The sequence below is a fragment of the Streptomyces sp. NPDC046335 genome, assembly GCF_055587985.1.
Genome location: NZ_JBVJFF010000019.1, coordinates 20498 through 42825, shown reverse-complemented (window position 1 = coordinate 42825; position 22328 = coordinate 20498). Strand labels below are relative to the sequence as shown.

Below are 22328 nucleotides of genomic sequence, written 5' to 3'. Positions count from 1 at the left end.
CACGGACCCGCACGGACACGCACGGAAAGGACAGTGGAATTGCTGTACGCAGTCATCGCCCATGACAGCACCGAACCCGGGACCTTCGAGCGGCGGATGAGCGTCCGCCCGGCCCATATGGCCAACGGCGACAAGATGATGGCCGACGGCTCCTTCCTCTTCGGCGGCGGAATCCTGGACGGCGCGGGAAAGATGTCCGGCGGCGTCCTCGTCGTCGACTTCGAGACCCGCGAAGAGATCGACGAATGGCTCAAGAACGAGCCCTACATCATCAACAAGGTCTGGGACCGCGTGGAAGTGCACCCCTTCCTCGTGCCGCCGCAATTCCTCGGCCTCTTCCCCAAGTTCCAGGAGCAACCGGCCGCCGACTGAGGCCCTTCGCACGCCATCTCTCAGGGAGCTCACGCACCATGGAGACAACTTCTCGCAGCCGCAGAGCGCTGACCCTTCTGGTCACCAGCCTGGGGTCGTTCATGGTCCTGCTCGACGGGTCCATCATCTTCGTCGCCCTCGGCGAGATCCAGAAGGATCTCGGCGCGGAGATATCGCAACTGCAGTGGACCGTCGACGCCTACACACTGCCGTTCGCGGCGCTGATGCTGATGACCGGCACCCTGGGTGACCGGCTGGGCCGCAAACGGGTGTTCCTGACCGGCCTCGTCGTCTTCGTCGTGGGCTCCGCCCTGTGCGGCTTCGCCGACAGCTTCGGCGTGCTCATCGTCGGCCGGGTCCTCCAGGGCGTCGGCGCCGCCGCCATCGAGACGGGGAGCCTGTCCCTGTTGGTGTCGACCTTCCGCGACCCGCCGGGGCGGGCCAAGGCGATCGGCATCTGGACCGCGGTCTCCGGTGTGGCGCTGGCTCTCGGCCCGCTCTTCGGCGGCGTGCTCATCGAGTCCTTCAGCTGGCACGCGATCTTCCTGATCAACCTGCCGCTCGGCGTGATCGCCCTGGTGCTCGGCGTCCGCCGGCTCATCGAGTCGCGCAACCCGCACGCCGGCCGTCTCGACGTCCCCGGCCAGGTACTGGTCACCACCGGACTCTTCTGCCTGATCATGGGGCTGATCCAGGGCGAGCGCGAGGGCTGGGGCTCACCCCTGATCATCGGCCTGCTGGTCGGCTCCGTGCTGCTGCTCGCGGCGTTCCTCGCCGTGGAGATGCGCGGCCGCGAGCCCTTGCTGCCGCTGGACCTGTTCCGCAACCGCACCTTCGCGGTGTCCAGCGTCATCGCCTCACTGCTCGGCTTCATCATCGTCGGGGCGATGTTCTTCATGGCCCAGTACTTCCAGACCGTGCAGGGGCACTCGGCCCTGGACACCGGCCTGCGGCTGCTTCCGCTGACACTCGGCATCTTCTTCTTCTCGCCGCCCGCCAGCGGCATCGCGGGCAAGCTCGGACCACGCATCCCGATCATCGTGGGCGCGGTCCTGGTGACCGGCGGCTTCCTCCTGCTGACCACGGTCGAGCCGGGCTCCGGCTTCGGCGCCGTGTGGTGGAAGCTCGCACTCGTCGGCGGCGGCATCGGCTGCATGTTCGCCCCGCTGACACTCGCCGTCATGGCCTCCACTCCCCCGGAGCGCGCGGGCCTCGGCTCCTCGATGATCAACACCACTCGCATCGCGGGCTTCACGGCGGGTGCGGCGGTCCTCGGCACGGTCATCGTGTCCGGGTTCAAGGACAGGATCGTCTCCGCCCTCACCGACCTGGGCGCGCCCGGGCCCGTCAGTCACCGGATCGCGGACCTCGTCGGCGGCTCCGGCGCCAACGCGGGCCAGGGCGCCGACCAGATCCAGGATCTGCCCGTGGGACGCACCGCCTTCGCGTCGGCCGTGGACCAGTCCTTCGTCGACGCCATCCACACCGTGTTCCTGATCTGCGCCGGGTGCACCCTGCTCATCGCCGTGCTCGCCGCCCTCCTGATGACCCGCGGGCAGCTGCCCGATCCCACCGGCGCCGCCGCGGGCGGCCCCGGCCTCGCGGACGCCGCGGAGGACGGTGGCGCCCGCGAGACCACGGGTCCCGTCGCCGCCGGGCTGCCCGGGCCGCTCGTCGGGACCGCGTGGCTCGCAGAGCGGCTGGAGCGGCCCGGGGTCGTCGTCGTCGACTGCACGGTGAACCTCCGGCCGCTGCCGGAGGGCGGGGTCGACCTCGCCCCCGGACGTGCGGGGTACGAGGAGGGCCACATCCCGGGTGCCGTCTTCGCCGACCTGCTGACGGAGATCGCCGATCTCACCGCGCCCAAGCCCTTCGCGATTCCGCCCGCCGAAGCGCTGGCCGCGGCCCTCGAAGGGCTCGGCATCAGCAACAGCGACACGGTGATCCTCTACGACCGGGCACACACCGCGTTCGCCACCCGTCTGTGGTGGCTGCTGCGGTCGGTCGGCCATGACAACGCGGCCGTGCTCGACGGCGGCTGGCGCCAGTGGACCGCCGAGGGGCACCCGGTCTCCACCGGCCCGGTGGAGACGCGCCGGGGCACCTTCGTGCCGAAGCCCCGCCCCGAGCTGTTCGTCACCCGCGACCAGGTGCAGCGGGCGATCGACGCACCCTCGGTCTGCCTCATCAACGCGCTCTCGGCCGAGCAGCACGCGGGCAGCATCCCGGTCGCGCACGGCCGGATCGGCCACATCCCCTCCAGCGTCAACGTCCCCGCGGCGGCACTGACGGACCCGGAGACCGGCTGCTTCCTCCCCCCGCGCCGGCTCGCCGCCCGCTTCGACGAGGTCGGCGCCACGGAGGCCGGCCAGATCATCGCCTACTGCGCCGCCGGGGTCGACGCGACGATCGACGCGTTCGCGCTCAACCTACTGGGCGTACGCGACGTCGCTCTCTACGATGACGGCCTCGTGGAATGGAGCGGCGACCCCTCGCTGCCCCTCTCCACCACGGTTTAGGAGGACCGTCGACGATGGCATACGACAAGGAACTCGCCGACCGCTTACGGGAGGCGCTCTCGGGCGAGGCCCAGGTGCGCGAGGTGAAGATGTTCGGCAGCCTCGCCTTCATGGTCAACGGAAAGATGGCGGCGACGGCCAACCCCGACGGCCATCTCATGCTCCGCTGCGACCCCGCGCGGACGGAGGAGCTGCTCGGGCGCGAGGGCGCCGACTGGCCGGTGATGCAGGGCAAGCGGATGAGCAAGGGCTGGATCGTCGTCGCCGACTACGGCATCGAGTCGGACGAGGCGTTCGACGCCTGGATCGCCGAGGCCCTCGACTACAACGGAAGGGTGAGCGGCAGTGGCGACTGAGGAGCAGGCACACGTCACCCCGGCGTTCGGCGGTTTCCCACCGGAGCTTTTCACCTTCCTCGAAGGCCTGGAGAAGGACAACTCCAAGACGTACTGGGAGGCTCACCGGGCGGTCTGGGAGGCGTCCGTGAAGGACCCGGTGCACCGGCTCATGGCCGACCTGGAGGACGAGTTCGGGCCGCTGCGCACCTTCCGGCCCCACCGCGACGTCCGGTTCTCCAAGGACAAGTCCCCGTACAAGACCTGGGTCGGGGTCACGACCAGCGACCGGGCGGTGGGGGGCGTCGGCGCCTTCCTGCGGCTGGACGCCGACGGCATGCGGCTGGCCGGCGGCGCGATGGCACTGGCCCCCGACCAGATCAAACGGTTCCGTTCCGCGATCGGCGACGAGAAGCCCGCCGCGGAGTTCGACGAGATCCGCAAGAGCCTCGGGGACCAGGGGCTGCCGGTCGGCCCCGGTATGCCGCCGGTGCTCAAGCGCGTCCCCAGCGGCTTCCCCCCTGACCACCCGCGCGCCGAAATCCTGCGCTGGAAGGGCGCGGTGGTGGTCAAGGAGTACGAACTGGCCGACTGGATGCACGAGCCGGACGCCATCGAGGCGGTGCGCGCGCTCTGGACGGCCACGGCGCCGCTCAAGCAGTGGATCGACGCACACGTCGGCGAGAGCGCGACACCACGCCGCTGATCATTCCGCGAAGCACAGGAGGACGACACATGTGTGGGCTGACCGGCTGGGTCGCGTACGACCGTGATCTCACCCGCGAGCGCGAGACCCTGGAGGCGATGACCCGGACGATGGCGTGCCGGGGTCCTGACTCCTCCGGCACCCGGATCGAGCGGCACGCCGCCCTCGGCCACCGGCGGCTCGCGGTGATCGATCTGCCGGGCGGCAAACAGCCGATGACGGTACGGACACCGAACGGCGAGGTCACGCTCGTCTACAGCGGCGAGACCTACAACTACGTCGAGCTGCGCGAGGAGTTGATCCGGCGGGGGGAGCGCTTCGACACGGCCAGCGACACCGAGGTGGTCCTGCGCGGATACCTGCGCTGGGGCGAGGCGCTGGCCGACCGCCTCAACGGCATGTACGCGTTCGCGATATGGGACGCGCGTGACCAGAAGCTGGTCATGATCCGCGACCGGCTCGGCATCAAGCCCTTCTACTACTACCGCACCGCCGACGGCCTGCTCTTCGGCTCCGAGCCCAAGGCGATCCTCGCCAACCCGCTGGCCAAGCGCGTGGTGGACGCGGACGGGCTGCGCGAGGCCTTCTCGTACTGCTTCACGCCGGGGCACGCCATGTGGTCGGGCATGCGGCAGGTCGAGCCGGGCACCATCGTCACGCTCGACCCCACCGGCCTGCGCGAGCGCACGTACTGGCGCCTGGAGACGCGTCCGCACACCGACGACGTGGAGACCACCGTCGGCCGCGTCCGCGAGCTGCTCGACGACACGGTACGCAGGCAGCTCGTCGCGGACGTGCCGCGGTGCGTCCTGCTCTCGGGGGGCATCGACTCCGGCACGCTGACCGCGCTGTCCGCCGCCCACCTGGGCGAGGAGCGCGTGCGGACCTTCTCGGTCGACTTCATGGACCACGCGGAGAACTTCAAGTCGGACGATCTGCGGGACACCCCGGACGCGCCGTACGTGAAGGACGTCGCCGAGCATGTCGGCTCGGACCACGCCGACATCGTGATCGGCCCGAAGACGCTGGCCGACCCCGAGATCCGCAGGGCCGTGATCAGCGCCCGCGATGTGCCGGTGACCATGGGCGATCTCGACTTCTCGCTCTATCTGCTCTTCAAGGAGATCCGGCAGCGGTCGACGGTGGCGCTGTCCGGCGAGGCCGCGGACGAGATATTCGGCGGCTACAAACACATGCACGTCCCGCAGATCCAGCAGGCCCGCGCCTTTCCGTGGATCGCGCTGAACATCGGCGCCTTCGACAAGGACGGCACGGGAATGGATCCACGGCTCTGGTCCGCGCTGCGCATCGACGAGTACCGGCGGGACGCGTACGCGAGCGCGGTGGGGCAGGTCGAACGGCTCGGCGCCGGGGACGACTTCGACTCGGAGGACGACTTCGAGTACCGCATGCGCATCATGATCCATCTGCACGTGACCCGGTTCATGCGCTTCCTGCTCGACCGCAAGGACCGGCTGAGCATGGCGCTCGGCCTGGAGGTCCGCGTGCCGTTCTGCGACCACCGGATCGCCGAGTACGTGTACAACGCCCCCTGGGCGCTCAAGACGTACGACGGCCGGGAGAAGAGCCTGCTGCGCGGGGCCGTCAAGGACATGCTGCCGCAGTCCGTCACCTGGCGCCCGAAGAGCGCCTACCCCTCGACGCAGGACCCCTACTACGGCGAGGAGCTCCAGCGGCAGGCCAAGGACCTGCTGACCGACCGCGGGCACGCGGTCTTCGACCTGGTGGACCGCCGCTGGCTGGAGACCGTGGTGGGCGGCGAGGCGGCCACGATGGACCGCCTGACCCGGCTGGGCCTGGAACGGACCCTGGACCTGTCCACGTGGCTGGAGGTGTACCGGCCTTCGCTGGAGCTGCCGTAGTGGGGAACGCGTGAGGGGCCGTACGAGGGGGCGCACGAGAGGCGGCGTACGAGGGGCCGTACCGGAGATTTTCCGGTACGGCCCCTTCTGTACGTCCACGCGTCGGGATCACTTAACCGGTTCCGTAGAAACCATTGTGCTCGGGAACCGTGGCCCCTAGTGTCGTGGCCGTCGCCGGACGGAAGCATCAAAAGCGGCCACCACCCCTGCGTTTACGCAGGTCAGGCGGTGTGTCGTACAGAGAGCGCGGCCCGCGCCGCCCGGCTGATGACACCTCGCGCCCGGAGCCGCCGATGTCGGCTGCCCGAGAACCGGCGCGCACCGACCGAACCGGGAGCAGTAGATGAGACGAACACGAGCCGCCGTCGCCTCGGCCACCCTGCTGGCCGCCTGCGCCGCACTCCTCACCGCCACCCCGTCCGCCCAGGCCGCCCCGTCGACCCAGGCCGCCGACACCCCCGGCTTCCACATCCGGGACGGCCGGCTGCTGGACGCCAACGACAAGGAGTTCGTGATGCGCGGGGTCAACCACGCGCACACCTGGTACCCCGACAAGACCGACCAGGCGCTGAAGGACATCAAGGCCAAGGGCGCCAACACCGTGCGGATCGTCCTGAGCACCGGTGGCCAGTGGGCCAAGAACGACACCGCCGATGTCAGGCGCGTGGTCGACGAGTGCAAGAAGAACCGGCTCATCTGCGTCCTGGAGGCCCACGACACGACGGGCTACGGCGAGGCGGGCGCGGCCGTCCCGCTGTCGGAGGCGGTCGACTACTGGCTGAGCGTCAAGGACGCTCTCGTGGGCCAGGAGAAGTACGTCCTGGTCAACATCGGCAACGAGCCCTACGGCAACACCAATTACACCGACTGGACCAAGGACACCAAGACCGCCATCGGCCGGCTGCGCGGGGCGGACCTGGACCACACGCTGATGGTCGACGCCCCCAACTGGGGCCAGGACTGGTCCTTCACCATGCGGGACAACGCCGCCGGGGTGCTGGCCGCCGACCCGGACCGCAACGTCATGTTCGACATCCACATGTACGGCGTCTACGACACACCGGCCGAGGTCACCGACTACCTCACCCGGTTCACCGACGCCGAACTGCCCATCGTGGTGGGCGAGTTCGGCGACATGCACTCCGACGGCAACCCGGACGAGGACGCCATCATGGCCACCGCCCAGTCACAGGGCATCGGCTACCTGGGCTGGTCCTGGAGCGGCAACGGCGGCGGCGTCGAATACCTCGACCTGGTGCAGGACTTCGACGCGAGCCGGCTCTCCGGCTGGGGCCGGCGCCTGTTCGAGGGGGCCAACGGCATCAAGGCCACCGCCAAGGAGGCGAGCGTCTTCGCCGGCACCGGCGAGGGCGGCGGCGACGGCGCCTGCGCGGTCACCTACCGCCTGAGCGACTGGGGCAGCTCGTTCAACGCCGACGTCACCATCCGCAACACGTCCGACCGGACCGTCACCGGCTGGAAGCTGGACTTCACCTTCCCTGGGCAGCAGAAGATCAACTCGGTGTGGAACGCCAGGGCGGTCCAGGACGGCGCCGGCGTCCGCGTCACCCCCGAGCCCTGGACCGACTCCATCCCCGCGGGCGGCACGGTGTCGTTCGGGCTCAACGGCTCCTCCACCGGCACCAACACCGCACCGGCGGCCTTCACGCTCGGCGGCAAGACCTGCGCCGCCGCCTGAGCCCCGGTTCAGTGGCCGGATGAACGCGCTCCAGCGGCCGACCGGTAAGGTCGGCCGCTGAAGTGCGGAACCGGTACAGCAGGAGGGCGCATGAAACGGCCGACGATCGCGGACATCGCGCGCCAGGCGGGAGTCTCCAAGGTCGCGGTCTCCTACGCGCTCAACGACCAGCCGGGCGTCTCCGCGCAGACCCGCGCCAGGATCAAGGCCATCGCCGCGGAGGTCGGCTGGCGGCCCAGCAGCGCCGCCCGCGCCCTCAACGGCGCCCAGGCCCGTGCCGTGGGCCTGGCCGTGTGCCGTCCCGCCCGCACGCTGAGCGTCGAGCCGTTCTTCATGGAACTCATCGGCGGCATCGAGTCGGAACTCGCGCCGCGCTCCATCGCCCTCATGCTCCAGACCGTCACCAGCCACGACGACGAGGTCGAGCTCTACCGCCGCTGGTGGGGCGAGGGCAGGGTGGACGGCGCGCTCCTGGTGGACCTGCACGACGACGACGTACGGGTGCCCGCTCTCGCGGCCATGGACCTGCCGGTGGTGGCCCTGGGGCCGCCGCGGGCCACCGGGGCCCTGCCCGCCGTCTGGTCCGACGACGGTGCGAGCATCCGCGAGACCGTCGCCTACCTGGCCGCTCTGGGACACCGCGGCATCGCGCGCGTGGCGGGACTGCCGCAGCTCGCGCACACGACCGTACGGGATGCCGCGTTCGCGGAGAGCTGCCGTGAGGCGGGGCTGCCCGAGCCCGTCGTGGTGCACACCGACTACTCCGGCGAGGAGGGGGCGCGGGCCACCCGCAGGCTGCTCATCGCCCAGGAACGTCCCACCGCGATCGTCTACGACAACGACATCATGGCCGTCGCGGGCCTGTCGGTTGCGCAGGAGCTGAACCTGGAGGTGCCGCGCCGGCTCTCCCTCGTGGCGTGGGACGACTCCCCCTTCACCCAGGCGGTGCGTCCGCAGCTCACCGCTCTGACCCGGGACATCGCCGAGTACGGGGCCTGCGCCGCGCGCACGCTGCTGGCCGCCGTCGACCTGGAACCCGTCGGGCACCGGCAGATGCCCGCCGCCCGGCTCGTGCCGAGGGCGAGCACCAGCCCACCTCACTCACGCTGATCAGGTCTGCGGCGCGCGCGGGGAGGCCGTGGAGGCGCGGGGCGTCAGCGACGGGGTCCGTACCGGGTGCGGCGTCACCTCCCGGCCCGCGATGACGGCGAACAGCTCGCGGGTGACCTCGGCGCCGAAGCCGTGCACGTCGTGGCTCATCGCCGACAGCGTCGGATGCGTCAGCCGGCACAACTGTGAGTCGTCCCAGGCCAGCAGCGACAGCTCGTCCGGCACCGTGACACCCATCTCGGCGGCGACCCCGAGCCCGGCGACCGCCATGATGTCGTTGTCGTAGACGATGGCGGTCGGCCGCTCGGGCCGCAGCAGCAGGGACCGCGTCGCCCGTGCCCCCTCCTCCCCCGCGAACCCGGTCGTCACCGGGGGGCTCGGCCGCAGACCCAGGTCACGCAGGGTGTCCTCGAAGGCCCGCTCACGGATGGCGCTGTGCCCGAGGCCCGGCGGGCCACCCACGCGGGCGATGCGCCGGTGGCCGAGGGCGGCCAGATACCGCACGGCTTCGGCCATCGCCGTGGCGTCGTCCGTCCATACCGCCGGGATGCCTCCGGTCAGGTCGGGGTGCCCCACCGCGACCGCCGGGACGCCGAGCTTCGTGAGCGGCCCGATCCGGGGGTCGTCCCGGTGGAAGTCGACCAGGATGGACCCGCCGACCTGCCGTTCGCGCCACCATGTCTCCTGCACGGCGATCTCCTCGTCCAGGCTGCTGACCAGCCGGAGCAGAAGGGAGCAGGACCGCTCGGCCAGGATGCTCTCGATGCCGGAGATGAACTCCATGTAGAACGGTTCGAGGCCGAGCAGCCTGGCCGGCCGGCACAGGGCGAGGCCGATGGTGTCGGTCCGCTGTGTCGAAAGGCTCCGGGCGGAGGAGTTGGGTGCCCAGCCCAGCTCCCGTGCGGCGGTGAAGATGCGTTCCCTGGTGGCCTCGGACAGGCCGGGTTTGTGGTTGAACGCGATCGAGACCGCGCCCTTCGACACCCCGGCCGCGGCCGCGACCTCCTTGATGGTGATGCGCTGGGTGGGGGCGCTCACGCCGGTTCCACGCAGAAGAGCGCTTCGCGGATCGCGTTGGCGCCCGCGCCCCCGGCTCCCCGCACGCGGATGCGGGTCCGCTCCCCGGGCAGCAGGGTGATCAGGCCGCGGTCGGCCGTCGCGTGGGGTGCGATGCGGTCGGGCTGGAGCAGCAGGTCGCGTACGAGGGTCCGGGCGCTGACCACGACGTCGACGGTGTCCCGGCTGCTGCCCACGGTCTCCACCGCGATGTCGAAGCGCGGCGCCGGGTAGCCGAACTCCTTGTCGCGCACCGGAAGGTGGAGTGCGCGCAGGTCGTCGGCGTCGGCCACCAGGTACTCCTTGGTCGCTCCGGCCGACGGCCTGGCCTCCGGCGGCACGGGCAGTCGAAGCACCTCACCCGCGGGCACGGTGAGCCCGAGCGGGACGTCGGCGGAGACGGTGCCGTCGGTCCGCATCAGGCGCAGCGTGACGTCGGTGCTCCATGGCCGGGAGCCGAGGTTGGACAGGACGAGCTCCGGTCCTTCGGTGCCCGGCTGGAGGGTGAGGAGCCGGTCGGCGTAGACGCGGCGCAGCTCGTGGTGGAGCGGCTTGAGGCGGCCGTCGCCGTCGATCGCCGACCAGGAGCTGACCGGCCAGCAGTCGTTGATCTGCCACACGATGGTGCCCGCGCAGCGCGGCCAGTTGGCGCGCCAGTGCTCGATGCCGGTGGCGACGGCGCGGGCCTGGACGACCTGGGTGAGGTAGTGCCAGCGGTCGAAGTCGTCCCCGGGCGGCGCGAAGTGCCGGGTGATTCCGCGGTTCAGCTTGTCGTTGCCGTCCTCGGCCTTCTGGTGGTGCAGCATTCCGGGTGAGTCCGGCGCGAGGGTCTCGCCGGGCAGGGCGCGCCGCAGTGTGGACATCGCCGGGGGTGCCTGCCAGCCGAACTCGGAGACGAAGCGCGGGACGTTCGCGAGGTACTCGGTGTAGTCCTGCCGGTTCCAGACCTCCCACGAGTGGTAGGTGCCGTGGTCCGGGTCGTTGGGGTGGTGGTCCCAGGAGCCGGACCACGGGCTGCCCGCGCTGTACGCGCGTGTGGGGTCCAGCTCGGCGACCACGCGCGGCAGCACCCCGAGGTAGTAGCCCTCGCCCCAGGAGTTGCCGGCGAGCGGCTCCTCCCAGTCCCAGTCGCGAAAGCCCCACAGGTTCTCGTTGTTGCCGTTCCACAGCACGAGGCTGGGGTGCGGCATGAGGCGGACGACGTTCTCGCGGGCCTCGGCCTCGATCTCGCCGCGCAGCGGCTGCTCCTCGGGGTAGGCGGCGCAGGCGAAGAGGAAGTCCTGCCAGACCATCAGGCCGAGTTCGTCGCAGGCGTCGTAGAAGGCGTCGTCCTCGTAGATGCCGCCGCCCCAGATCCTGACGAGGTCGACGTTGGCCGCGGCGGTCTGCTCCAGGCGGGTGCGGTAGCGCTCGGGGGTGATGCGCGAGGGCAGCACGTCGTCGGGGATCCAGTTGACGCCGCGTACGAAGACGCGCTCGCCGTTGACGACGAAGGTGAACCCGGTGCCGTGCTCGTCGGCGCTCCGGTCCAGCTCGACGGTGCGGAACCCCACCCGCCGATGCCAGGTGTCCAGCGGAGCATCGTCGGCGAGGAGCGTCAACTCGACGTCGTACAAGGGTTGTTCACCGTGTCCGCGCGGCCACCAGAGCCGTACGTCCGGCACGTCGAGCACGATCGTGACGCCGTCACCGTCGCCGTCGCCTCCGACCTCGCCGCCGATGTCGGCGCGCGCCGTCACGCCCGCGACCGTGGCGAGCACGGTGAGCGGCCGGTCCGCGCCGGCCGCGGTGCGCTCGATGTCGACGCGCAGCTCCACGCGGCCTCGGGTGCCGTCCACGGTCACCAGCGGACGCACCCGAGCGATGCGCGCCGTCGACCAGTGTTCGAGCCGGACCGGGCGCCACATGCCCGCGGTGACCACGGTCGGCCCCCAGTCCCAGCCGAAGTTGGCCGCCATCTTGCGGATGTACTGGAACGGCTCCGGATAGACGTTGGGGCGCTCGCCGGTCAGCTCCCGCACGGCCGCGGCCTCCGCGTAGGCGGAGGCGAAGGTGACGTTCAGCTCGCCGGTCCGGCCGGTGACGTCGAACCGGTACGAGCGGTGCATGTTGCGGGTGCGCCCCAACTCCGCGCCGTCCAGGGAGATGTGGGCGGCGGTGTCCAAACCGTCGAACACCACGTCGGTGCGCTCGTGCGGCGACGGGCTCGACGCCTCGTCGCCCAGCGAGCGCGTGTAGGTCCAGGACTGACGCCCCACCCAGTCCACGTACCGCTCGTTCGTGCCGAGGAAGGGGTCGGGGATGAGGTCCGCGGCGAGCAGATCGGTGTGGACACAGCCGGGCACGCGGGCTTCGAGCAGCGCCCCCTCGTGACTGAGTCTCCAGCCTTCCGTCAGCTGGACGATGTGCTTCATCAGCGGCTCCAATCGGACAGGCGCAGAACCTGGTGGTGTGCGACGTCGGTCAACCTAACCTTCCGTTGGTTAACCGGTCCAGTCCCCATGAGCGATCACGCTCACACACAACAGCGCAGACCAGAGCCGCTCCCCCAGAACCTGCGCGGAATCAACCGGTAACGATTAGGTATCGCGCAGGAAATGAATGCTTTACCGGTTCACGGATCGCTGACATAGTGCCGTCAGCCGCTGGGGCCTGAGCCGTAACCCTTGAAAGGAGTTGGGCACATGAGGAGGAAGCCGCTGAGTACGGTGCTGCTTGCCACCGCGCTGCTGACCGTCGCGGGGTGTGGTGGCGGAGGGTCCTCGTCCGGGGAGGCCGCCACCGCTCCCTCGGACCCCGACAAGGTGTCCGGCACGATCACCGTGCTGAGCAACCGCACCGACCTCGTGCAGGACGGCACGATGAAGAAGTACGCCGCCCAGTTCAACAAGGACTACCCCAAGGTGACGGTGAAGTTCCAGGGCGTCACCGACTACGAGGGGGAGGTGAAGATCCGGATGAACACCGAGAACTACGGCGATGTCCTCCTGATCCCCTCCGTGATAGCCAAGGGCGACTACCCCAAGTTCTTCGCGCCCCTGGGCGACACGAAGACCATGGCGAAGAACTACCGCTTCACCGGCAAGACCGACGTACGCGGCAAGACGTACGGCATCGCGAACTTCGGCACCGTCAACGGCCTCGTCTACAACAAGGCGGTGTGGAAGAAGGCCGGCATCACCGACTGGCCGGCCACTCCGGCGGAGTTCCTCGGCGACCTGAAGCAGATCAAGGCCAGGACGGGCGCCACGCCGTACTACACGAACTTCAAGGACGGCTGGCCGCTCAGCAGCCCCTGGACCAACAGCGTCGGCTCGGTCAGCTGTGACGTCAAGGCGTCCGACACGCTGGCCACCTCCGACAAGCCGTGGGCCAAGGGCAGCGACCTGAACGTCCTGGACTCCCTGCTCCACGACATCGTCCACGACGGCCTGTCGGAGAAGGACCCCACCACCACCAACTGGGAGACCTCCAAGACCGAGCTGGCCAAGGGCAAGATCAGCAGCATGCTGCTCGGCTCCTGGGCCGTGAACCAGATGCGCGACGCCGCCACGAAGGCCGGCGAGAACCCGGACGACATCGGCTTCATGCCCGTCCCGGTCCAGAAGAACGGCGCGTTCTGCGCCACCATGCTCTCCGACTACCAGTTGGCCGTGAACACGCACTCCAAGAACAAGGGCGCCGCTCGCGCCTGGATCGACTGGTTCACGGAGAAGTCGGGCTTCGCCGCCAAGGAGGGCGGGGTCTCGGCCCTGTCGTCCATGAGCTTCCCCGACGTCCTCAAGCCTTACCAGGACAACGATGTCAAGCTGATTGAGCGCTCCGAGGCCAAGACGGAGCAGGTCAATGCCATCGACAACGCCTCCGAGATCGGCCTCGCCAAGCAGGACTACCGCCAGAAGCTGATCGACATCGCCCGTGGGGCTCAGAAGGGGTCCCTTCAGGACTACTTCGACGAGCTCGACAAGCGCTGGTCCGAAGCCGCCGCGACCGCCGGCAACTGACCCGAACACGAGCACGGGGCCCCGCACCGCCAGCGGGGCCGGGCCCCACGCCTGCAACACGCTCGACGCGGATCACGAAAGGCCGTCCGACATGACCGACACCACGTCCAAAGCGCCGCCCACGCCGGCCCGGCGTGCCTCCACCGCCCCCCGGCGCCGGGCGCGGCACCACTCTCCTGCCACCCGTTCCTGGCGGGACCATCCGCTGCGGCGGATCACACCGTGGCTGTTCCTGCTCGCGCCGCTCGCCCTGCTGATCACGTTCACGTACGTCCCCGTGGGCAACATGATCTATTACAGCTTCACGGACTGGGACGGCGTCAGCCCCGACCGGAACTTCACGGGACTCGACAACTACACCCAGCTCTTCACGCGGCCCGAGCTGTTCCGGGTGTTCTTCGTCAGCTTCTACTACCTGGCGGCCTCGGCGGCGCAGATCGTGATCGCGCTGTACTTCGCGACGGTTCTCAGCTTCGACCTGCGGTTCCGCAACTTCTTCAAGGGAATCCTGTTCTTCCCCTACCTGATCAACGGCGTCGCCATCGGCTTCGTCTTCCTGTACTTCTTCCAGGACGGCGGCACCCTCGACTCGATCCAGTCCTGGTTCGGCATCGGCGGCGACCACGCCTGGCTGGGTGACCCCGAGTCCGCCAACACCTCGCTCGCCGGGGTGTCGGTGTGGCGCTTCACGGGCCTGAACTTCGTGCTCTTCCTCGGCGCGATCCAGTCGATCCCCGGCGAACTGTACGAGGCGGCCCAGCTCGACGGGGCGAGCCGCTGGCAGCAGTTCCGGCACATCATCGCGCCGAGCATCCGGCCCGTGCTCAGCCTCAGCGTCATCCTCGCGATCTCCGGCTCACTGGCCGTCTTCGAGATCCCGTACATCATGACCGGCGGCGCGACCGGCACCTCGACCTTCGTCATCCAGACGGTGAAGCTCGCCTTCCAGTTCAACAAAACGGGGCTGGCCTCGGCCTGCGCCGTCGTGCTGCTGCTGATCATCCTGGTGGTCACCTGGGTTCAGCGGCGACTCGTGCCCGACGACAAGGTGGACCTCGTATGACCACGCTCACCACTGACGACCGGACCCGGGCCGGAAGCCGGCGGCCCCGCATCGGCACGGCTCTGACCTACCTCTCGCTGGTCATCGCCTCGCTGGTCGTCCTGGTCCCGCTCGTCGTCGTCTTCCTCACCTCGCTGAAGTCCTCCCGCGAGGTGAGCGACGGCGGGGCCCTGAGCCTGCCGGACGACTGGCTGAACTTCTCGAACTACGTCACCGCGTTCCGCGACGGCCACATGCTGACCGCCTTCGGGAACACCGCCTTCATCCTGCTGTTCTCGATCACCGGCACCGTCCTCATCGGCTCGATGACCGCGTACGCGATCGACCGCTTCGAGTTCCGGCTCAAGAAGACGGTGATGGCGCTGTTCCTGATCGCCACGCTCGTGCCCGGCGTCACGACGCAGGTGGCCACGTTCCAGGTGGTCAACAGCTTCGGCCTGGTGGACACGCGCTGGGCGCCGATCCTGCTCTACACGGGCACCGACATCGTGTCGATCTACATCTTCCTGCAGTTCATCCGCTCCATCCCGACCTCGCTGGACGAGGCGGCCCGGCTCGACGGCGCGAACACCTTCACCATCTACCGCAAGATCATCCTGCCGCTGCTCAAGCCGGCCATCGCCACGGTCGTCATCGTCAAGGGCATCACGACGTACAACGACTTCTATATCCCGTTCCTCTACATGCCCTCCGAGGACAAGGGGACCATCTCCACCGCGCTGTTCCGCTTCAAGGGCCCCTTCGGGGCCCACTGGGAGAACATCTCCGCCGGCGCGATCCTCGTGATCCTGCCGACGCTCCTGATCTTCCTCTTCCTCCAGCGGTACATCTACAACGGGTTCGCCCAGGGGGCCACCAAGTAGCACCGGCGCGTTCTCGTCGGCGTAGCCGAACGAGATCCCCACGACTGAGCAGGCCCTGCGGGCAACTGGCCACGCCGTAGGCGGTCATGGCCAGCAACAGCGTCTACAGGTAGGCGCCGGGGTCGTCGGCGGATGGCGGCGGGTGTCAGCCCGTCGCCGTCGCCGCGACCCCGGCTTTGGTGATCAGCATGTCCAGGAGCGCGAGCAGCGCACCGCGCGCGTCCTCAACGGAGCGGGCATCGAGCATGCGGATGGGTGTGTTCGGGTCACGCAGATGCAGCGCCGCCCTGATCTCCTCGTCGGTGTAGGGCTGTTCGCCGTGGAAGCAGTTCGCCGCGACCACGAACGGAAGCCCTCGGTTCTCGAAGAAGTCGACGGCCGCGAAACTGCGGTCGAGGCGTCGGGTGTCGACGAGGACGATCGCCCCGAGCGCCCCGTTCAGCAGGTCGTCCCACATGAACCAGAAGCGCTCCTGGCCAGGTGTGCCGAACAGGTAGAGCACGACCTGTGCGTCGGTGAGGGTGATGCGGCCGAAGTCCATCGCGACGGTGGTGGCCGTCTTGGACTCGATGCCGTCGAGGTCGTCGACGCCGACGCCCGCGCTCGTCAACCGCTCCTCGGTGCGCAACGGCTCGATCTCGGAGACCGTCTCGACCAGGGTCGTCTTGCCCACGCCGAATCCCCCGGCGACAAGGATCTTGACGGGGGCCGCTTCCTGGCCTGCTTCCTTGGCAGGGGCAGGGATGTCATATCCGGGCAAGGTTGTCCCTGATTCTCATGAGCAGGTGGACATTGGTGGTCTCGGTCTCTTCCAGGGGCGGCCGGTGCTCGATCAGCCCCCGCTCCGCGAGTTCGCCGAGAAGCAGCGTCATGGGAGTGAGGCGGATGCCCATGCGCGCCGCGATCTCGGCGACCGCCCGGCCGCCCGGAGGCGAGCACATCGCGAGGATGGCCTGCCACTCGCTGGGCAGACCGCCGTGGCCGTCCGCGACGGCCACCGCCGTGATCGTGGTGTCCATGGTGAGGACGGTGTGCGCGGCCGCCGTACGCCCATCGGTCAGCGCGTACAGCCGCGTCCGGCGGTGGCCTCCCTCTCGCGGCCCGGGCTCGTCCGCCATTACGACGGCTGCGCCTGGCCGCGATCAGGCGTGCTCAGCCACTCACCGAGCGCCTGCGCGGTACGCACGGCTTCCCCGCCCAGCTCCCCAAGCCGTGCCTTGCGGGAGGTCACCACGATGAGCGTGCTGCCCTCCCCGCACCCGACGATGCAGAGGTAGCAGTCGTCCATCTCGACCAGCTGGCGGATCACCCGGCCGCCGTCGACCTCCCTGGAGATCGCCTTCATCGTGGAAGCGATGCCGGAGGACGCGGCGGCGATGCGCTCCGCCTGGTCCCGCTCCAGCTCGTACGAGCTGAGCTTGATCCCGTCGTTGGACAGGAGTACGGCTCCCTGGATACCGGCGATCCGGCTCAGGTTGTTGTCCAGGACGCTGTAGATCATGTCGTTCGGTGTCGTCGTCATGGCTGATCCTGTCGGAGTTCTGCTTCCACTGTCTGAGTCCCGTGTTCGTAGTCCGCCCAGGCGTCGGCCACTTCCTCGGGTGTCGCCGCGTCCTGGTCGACGGCGGTCTTCGGTGCGTGCGGCGCGCGGAGCTGCTCGGCGATGTGGGTCTGCGGGACCCGCTCGGGGAGGGCCGGCTTCGCGCCACCGTCCCGTGCCACGGCAGGACCCGACGGCTTGCTGTCCGCCGACGGCTTGCTCTCCACCGGCGGCTTGCTGTCCAGCCGCTTGCTGTCCGCCGCCCGCTTGCTGCCCACGGGCCGCTCGGGCAGGCGCTCCGGCGTCGTCATGGTGCCGGTGGCAGGACCGGTCGTCGCGTGCAGGACCAGCTCGGGCTTGCGTTCGTCGAGCGGGCCCTGTGCCGGGGCGGGCATCGCCGCCGCCGCGCGCGGCGCTTCCTTCCCTGCCCGGACCGGTTCGGTCGGCACAAGGAGTTCCCCGGGAAGGATCACCACGGCCGACGTCCCCCCGTACACCGAGCGGCGCAGCGTCACCGTGGCGCCGAGCTGTTCGGCTATGTGGCCGACCACGAAGAGTCCGAGCCGGTGCGCGTTCTGTGCCAGGACCGAGTACGGCGGGGCCGACCGCAGGCGCCCGTTCATCTCCTCGTAGGTCGCGGCGGTCACCCGGGGCCCACGGTCCTCGATGTCGACCAACAGCCCGTCCGTCACCAGTTCCGCACGGACGACCACCTTGGACTGCGGCGGGGAGAACCGGGTGGCGTTGTCGAGGAGTTCCGCCAGGAGGTGGCTGACCTCGCTGATCACCCGCGGTACCACGCTGATCTCGTCCAGGGCCTGGCGTTCGATCCGCCGGAAGTCCTCGACTTCCGCGGCGGCTTCGCGCAGCAGGTCGGCGACGCGCATGGGCTCGGTGTGCGGATCGGGGATCTCCCCGCCCGCCAGGATGAGCAGGTTCTCGATCTGCCGCCGCATGCCCACCGTCAACTGGTCGGACCGCATCAACCGGGCGAGCAGCTCCTCGTCGTGGCCGAAGGCGTCCTGGAGTTCGTCGGTGAGGGTCAACTGGCGGCTGACCAGGTTTCCGGTGCGCGAGGCGATGCCCGCGGCGAACATGCCGAAGCCCTGACGCTCGGCGGCGAGCCGCGCGTGCCCGTCGACGGATACGGAGACGACCCGGGCGAACGCGTCGCTGATGCGTCCGACCTCGTCCTGGTCTCCGCTCACCGCGGGCAGCGCGTCGTCGTCGACGGGCAGCCCACGCTGGAGCCGGTCCACGACGTCCGGCAGCGTGTCCTCGGCCATGGCCACCGTACGCCGGTGCAGTCCTCGCAGGCGGCGGAGCACGGAGCGCGTGGTGAGCACGATGACGGCCGCGACGGCGAGGACGGCCGCGCCGTTTCCGACGGTCAGCCAGATGACCTCGTTCTCCAGCTGCGTGGCCTTGGCGTCGGCGCGCACGAGCAGCGCTCGCCCCTGTTCCGCGTCGAGCTCGGCGACGCGTTCCGCGAACTTGTCGTACGCGGCCCGCCAGTCGTCGGCCTCATCGGGCAGCTTGATGCCGGACGCGGTGTTCTGGTGGTGGGAGATGACCGCGTCCTCGATGCGGACCTTCGTCTTCCAGCCGTCCGAGGCGAAGACCCGGTCGTAGGCCGCTTTGTCCTTGGCCGTCAGATACGGCGCGACCCACTCGTCGTACTGGTATCGCTGAGATCCGACGGAGTTGACGAACTCGGCGAATCCGGAGGGGCTCAGACGCTTGGACGGCCCGGCCATGGCGAGGATGGTGGTCTCGCGTGCCACCATCTCGGACACCGTGAACACCGTGACGACCACGCCGCTCTCCTGGATGAGCTCGGCGTCTTCCGCGTGGCTGAACTCGTTCTGGTACACCCGGATGATGCGGTCGACGAGGTCGGAGTAGTAGCCGATCGTCCGATCGGCGCTCCCGCTGCGGGCGTCCGCGCGCTTGCGGTACGCGGCCAGATCCGTGAGGCCGTGCTTCAGCTCCGCGACGTAGTGTTCGTCCTCGCGCCCGTTCGCGGCCAGGGCTCCGTCCGCCGCCCGGCGGAACTCGTCGGCGGCCCGGTCCGTGGCCGCCCGGTGCTCGCGCACCTCTTTCTCGGCGACGGAGCCGCCCGCCCACCGTGTGGCGGTCATCGTCCGCTCGGCCTGCACTTTGGCCATCAGCCTGGTCAGGGGTGCGTCGATCCGCTCACCGACTGCCACATCGGCGCGCAGTTGCTCCGATTCGTGGACCAGCCGTTGTGCGGTTATCACCACTTGGGTGCTCATCGCCAGAATAGGGACGATTGCCAGCCAGATGAGCAGCGTGCGCAGACGCAGGGTACGTCGCCGACGAGTCGGCGACTTTCCTCGTGCGCCTTCGGGTTCTGTGGGAGACATCGGTCCTCGGGGAGCGGGGAAACAGCGGGGACGGCTCAACAGCCGAGCCCGGACACAGCCCTGGGTACAAGGCTGGGGGAAGTCCGGTTCGGCTCTGACGCGATGTGGGGGTTCCGATCATAACCAGCCGCACTGGAGAAACGGAGAGATGGCTTCCATTGACGGGGTGTGGTAGGGGCGGCGAAACGTTGCGCGCTGGGCGTTGGTGTTCACCTGATGCGGGGGGCAGACGCGCTCGTACAGACGGGGCAACGTGCCTGCCCTGATGTATGCCTGCTTCCTGAGCCTCAAGGTGAACAAGCGGCTATCGGGGGGCACTTGGTGCTCTGCGAGTGCGCCTTTTTCGTCGCGTCGGCAGCAGGGCCCCCGCTTGTCGGACCGCGGCGCCGATGAGGCCCGGCGACGGCTCCACGGTCACCTGTCGGCACACCTGTGCGACAGCCCTCTTCACGAACCCCACACGTGGACGTAAGGATCCGGGCGAGTTTGCGCCCGTGCACTATGGCTGCCGATGAGCGACCGCGACACGGACGCGGAGATCCTCGCGGGAGTCAGCGGCTCCCGCCCGGCCCAGGCAGTTTCAGCTTCAGCGGGCCGCAGCCGAGACGGGCGGCCTCGGCCTCGACGTAGCGGGGAAAGAGGGTGCGCACCTCCGTGCTAGCCCCGCTGTCGTTGGCCTGTACGAGGAACACGGTCTCGCCCGCCTGGCAACGGGCCCGGAAGACACCGAGGTTGGGGCCGAGGCTGCCGTAGCCGGAGGTGGATCGTACCTGGTCGCCCTCGTACAGCGCCTTCCTCGTGAAGATCCCGGCCAGCCGCGGGTCCTCGACGGTCATCATGCGCTGCCTCGGCTGCGAGCCGGTGATGTCCCGGTCGCAGGTGCGCACCGGCCCGTGTCCGACGGTGATCATGGGGTTCTTGTTCGGCCTGCCCTTCTTGCCCAGCGTCAAGCCCTTGATGCCGCAGAGCGCGTCCCACTTCTCGGTGCGGGTGTAGCCAGCGGCCTTCGGCAGGCGTTCGACCGGATCGGCGATCGTACCGGTGCAGCCCAGGTCGGCGCTGACCTTGTTGACGAGCTTCACGACCAAGCGGGCCATCCCGTCCCGTTCCTTGGTACGCGGCTCCAGGTCGCTGATCCAGCTGCCCCCGGCGATGTCCACGACGGTCGGCCCACGGGTGTCACCGGGGCGGCCCAGGCAGCCGTCCGGGATGGCGAGCCAGGCACGGTTGTCCGAGGCCATGCCGAGGAGGCCGCCGCCGAGCGGAGTGAGGCGGGCCGAAAGGAACGTGCACCGTGCAGCACTGGCGCCTCGACCGCCTTGACGTCCTCCGGCTCGCGGAACAACGGGGCCAGGTCGTCGCGGGACAGCGCGCCCCAGCACAGGTCGTCCGGCGCGAACGGCCCGGCCTCAGCCTGCCAGGCCATGCCACCGGCGCCCAGCAGCACCCCGGCGAGACCCGCGGCCACCAGCGGCCGGACCCGGCCACGCAGGAGTCGGCGCCACTGCCACCGGTGGTGGTGCCGGCGCCGCTCGCTGAGCAGTTCTCGCTCGGCGAGCAGCGGCTGCTCGTAGCGGTTCGGCTCGTCCTCAGTGCCGCTCACCGGGCGGCTCCCTTCGGGGCGATGGGGGCGCAGCCCTGGCGGGCCGCGGCCGCGTTGGCGAAGGCGGCGAGATGGCCGGGGTCGCTGGAAGCGCCCATCAGGAAGGTGACGGTCCGGCCGGCGCAGTCGGCCCGTACGATCGCGTGCTTCTCACCGATGGTGCCCGTGCCGCGCCAGCCGCGGGCCGCGGGGCGCTCGCCCACGATGCCGTCGAAGACCGCGGCCAGTCGTGGCTGCGCGACCATCGCCAGGTCCAGGTGCGGCACGTCGTCACGATCGCCGCGGACGCTGCACGTCTGTAGTTCGCGGGTGACCGCGCCGATCTGGTCCTCGATGTCGTCCGTGCCGAGCCGCAGGCCGCGGATGCCGCAGACGTCGCCAGAAGCGCTGAAGATGTTCTCCTCCTTGCCCGGCAGGTCGTAGACCGGCGAGCTGACCCTCAGCGGTTCGTCCGGGGCGCAACCGGCCGCCACCATGCCGCGGTTGGCCGCCGCGACGAGCAGCACCGCGGCCTCCCGGGCGCCGCCCAGGTCGGGCGGATCGTTCTTGGCGTACGAGGGGCCGCTGGAGTACCTGCCGGACGCCTCCATGGTGACCACGGTTGGCCGACCCTCCTCCGTATCACAGGACTTCGGGAGCACCAGCAAGCCGCCGCGCCCGTTGACCGTGCCCGGCAGGCCGTCCGGGAGCGGGACCATGTCACCGCCCAGGAATCCGTCCTGGACCATCGAGAGCCGGGCCTCCGCGGCCTTGGGGACCGGGCCGTACCGGACGGACACCCGCTGGTTGACGGAGACATCGTCGCCGTCGTAACTGCTCTTGTAGTCGGCATCGATGGCGACATCACAGCTGCCGGTCGGGCGCTCGCGGGTGGGCGCCGTCTCCTTGGCGGTGCGTGACCCGTCGTCATCGTCGCCGAAGACCTCGTCGCCGAGGAATTCCGGGCCGCTGTCCGCTTCCCAGGCGTCCCAGCAGTAGCGGTCCTTCGGCCACAGCCAGGTGTCCGCCGCCCACGTACCGAGCCCTGTGCCCGCAAGTGCGAGCACCAGTGCGGATATCAGCAGCAGCCGACCACGCCTGCTGCGCGGCAGCGCACGGCGCAACCGCCCCGGCGCCGCGGGCGCCTCGTCCTTCTCACTCACCCCGTGATCCCCTCCGACGGCGGAGTGTATCCCCATCAGGAGCAGC

The 22328-nt window shown here is 69.7% G+C and carries 18 protein-coding genes; 10 read left to right on the top strand and 8 right to left on the bottom strand.

What is annotated here, in order from left to right:
• Nucleotides 1-39: 39 nt before the first annotated feature.
• The 7 genes from ACZ6JY_RS36100 (at nt 40) to ACZ6JY_RS36070 (ending at nt 8624) form a co-directional block, all read left to right on the top strand.
• Nucleotides 40-372 carry a YciI family protein gene (locus ACZ6JY_RS36100; RefSeq protein ID WP_469203003.1) on the top strand — a complete coding sequence of 111 codons (333 nt, stop codon included), beginning with the start codon at nt 40-42 and terminating at the stop codon, nt 370-372.
• Between the two features lie 38 nt (nt 373-410).
• On the top strand, nt 411-2891 hold the full coding sequence (locus ACZ6JY_RS36095; protein ID WP_469203002.1) for a DHA2 family efflux MFS transporter permease subunit: 2481 nt from the start codon (nt 411-413) through the stop codon (nt 2889-2891).
• A gap of 14 nt (nt 2892-2905) precedes the next feature.
• Entirely contained in the window at nt 2906-3247 is a 342-nt protein-coding gene (locus tag ACZ6JY_RS36090) for a TfoX/Sxy family protein (RefSeq protein ID WP_469203000.1), read from the top strand.
• Nucleotides 3237-3932: a DUF2461 domain-containing protein gene (locus ACZ6JY_RS36085; RefSeq protein ID WP_469202998.1), complete on the top strand. Its 696-nt coding sequence runs from the start codon at nt 3237-3239 to the stop codon at nt 3930-3932. The genes ACZ6JY_RS36090 and ACZ6JY_RS36085 overlap by 11 nt, the downstream gene beginning before the upstream one ends.
• A gap of 29 nt (nt 3933-3961) precedes the next feature.
• On the top strand, nt 3962-5815 hold the full coding sequence (gene asnB / locus ACZ6JY_RS36080) for an asparagine synthase (glutamine-hydrolyzing) (protein ID WP_469202996.1): 1854 nt from the start codon (nt 3962-3964) through the stop codon (nt 5813-5815).
• A 343-nt stretch (nt 5816-6158) separates the two neighbouring features.
• Nucleotides 6159-7514, top strand: a complete 1356-nt coding sequence (locus tag ACZ6JY_RS36075) for a cellulase family glycosylhydrolase (RefSeq protein ID WP_469202994.1) — start codon at nt 6159-6161, stop codon at nt 7512-7514.
• Nucleotides 7515-7604: 90 nt separating this feature from the next.
• Nucleotides 7605-8624: a LacI family DNA-binding transcriptional regulator gene (locus tag ACZ6JY_RS36070; protein WP_469202992.1), complete on the top strand. Its 1020-nt coding sequence runs from the start codon at nt 7605-7607 to the stop codon at nt 8622-8624.
• Here ACZ6JY_RS36070 and ACZ6JY_RS36065 read toward each other — a convergent pair whose 3' ends face one another.
• Both ACZ6JY_RS36065 and ACZ6JY_RS36060 read right to left on the bottom strand, forming a co-directional pair.
• Nucleotides 8625-9662, bottom strand: a complete 1038-nt coding sequence (locus ACZ6JY_RS36065) for a LacI family DNA-binding transcriptional regulator (protein ID WP_469202990.1) — start codon at nt 9660-9662, stop codon at nt 8625-8627.
• Complete coding sequence (locus ACZ6JY_RS36060) at nt 9659-12094, bottom strand: glycoside hydrolase family 2 protein (RefSeq protein WP_469202988.1); 2436 nt, start codon at nt 12092-12094, stop codon at nt 9659-9661. Before ACZ6JY_RS36060 ends, ACZ6JY_RS36065 begins: the two co-directional genes overlap by 4 nt.
• A 270-nt stretch (nt 12095-12364) precedes the next feature.
• On the opposite strand from ACZ6JY_RS36060, the gene ACZ6JY_RS36055 reads away from it, so the two are divergent.
• From ACZ6JY_RS36055 to ACZ6JY_RS36045, 3 genes are all read left to right on the top strand, one after another.
• Entirely contained in the window at nt 12365-13684 is a 1320-nt protein-coding gene (locus tag ACZ6JY_RS36055) for an ABC transporter substrate-binding protein (RefSeq protein ID WP_469202986.1), read from the top strand.
• Between the two features lie 91 nt (nt 13685-13775).
• Nucleotides 13776-14747 (top strand): carbohydrate ABC transporter permease, encoded by a 972-nt coding sequence (locus tag ACZ6JY_RS36050; RefSeq protein ID WP_469202984.1) that lies wholly within the window; start codon nt 13776-13778, stop codon nt 14745-14747.
• On the top strand, nt 14744-15610 hold the full coding sequence (locus ACZ6JY_RS36045; RefSeq protein WP_469202982.1) for a carbohydrate ABC transporter permease: 867 nt from the start codon (nt 14744-14746) through the stop codon (nt 15608-15610). The genes ACZ6JY_RS36050 and ACZ6JY_RS36045 overlap by 4 nt, the downstream gene beginning before the upstream one ends.
• A 145-nt stretch (nt 15611-15755) precedes the next feature.
• Here ACZ6JY_RS36045 and ACZ6JY_RS36040 read toward each other — a convergent pair whose 3' ends face one another.
• The 6 genes from ACZ6JY_RS36040 to ACZ6JY_RS36015 all read right to left on the bottom strand — a co-directional run bounded on the left by ACZ6JY_RS36040 (nt 15756) and on the right by ACZ6JY_RS36015 (nt 22282).
• Entirely contained in the window at nt 15756-16370 is a 615-nt protein-coding gene (locus tag ACZ6JY_RS36040; protein ID WP_469202980.1) for a GTP-binding protein, read from the bottom strand.
• Nucleotides 16357-16728, bottom strand: a complete 372-nt coding sequence (locus ACZ6JY_RS36035) for a DUF742 domain-containing protein (protein WP_469202977.1) — start codon at nt 16726-16728, stop codon at nt 16357-16359. Before ACZ6JY_RS36035 ends, ACZ6JY_RS36040 begins: the two co-directional genes overlap by 14 nt.
• On the bottom strand, nt 16728-17132 hold the full coding sequence (locus ACZ6JY_RS36030) for a roadblock/LC7 domain-containing protein (protein ID WP_363311559.1): 405 nt from the start codon (nt 17130-17132) through the stop codon (nt 16728-16730). Before ACZ6JY_RS36030 ends, ACZ6JY_RS36035 begins: the two co-directional genes overlap by 1 nt.
• A complete protein-coding gene (locus ACZ6JY_RS36025; protein ID WP_469202974.1) occupies nt 17129-19426 on the bottom strand; it encodes a sensor histidine kinase in 2298 nt (765 codons plus the stop codon). Before ACZ6JY_RS36025 ends, ACZ6JY_RS36030 begins: the two co-directional genes overlap by 4 nt.
• A gap of 662 nt (nt 19427-20088) precedes the next feature.
• On the bottom strand, nt 20089-20778 hold the full coding sequence (locus tag ACZ6JY_RS36020; RefSeq protein ID WP_469202972.1) for a hypothetical protein: 690 nt from the start codon (nt 20776-20778) through the stop codon (nt 20089-20091).
• A 358-nt stretch (nt 20779-21136) separates the two neighbouring features.
• Nucleotides 21137-22282, bottom strand: a complete 1146-nt coding sequence (locus tag ACZ6JY_RS36015; RefSeq protein WP_469202969.1) for a hypothetical protein — start codon at nt 22280-22282, stop codon at nt 21137-21139.
• Between the last annotated feature and the right edge of the window lie 46 nt (nt 22283-22328).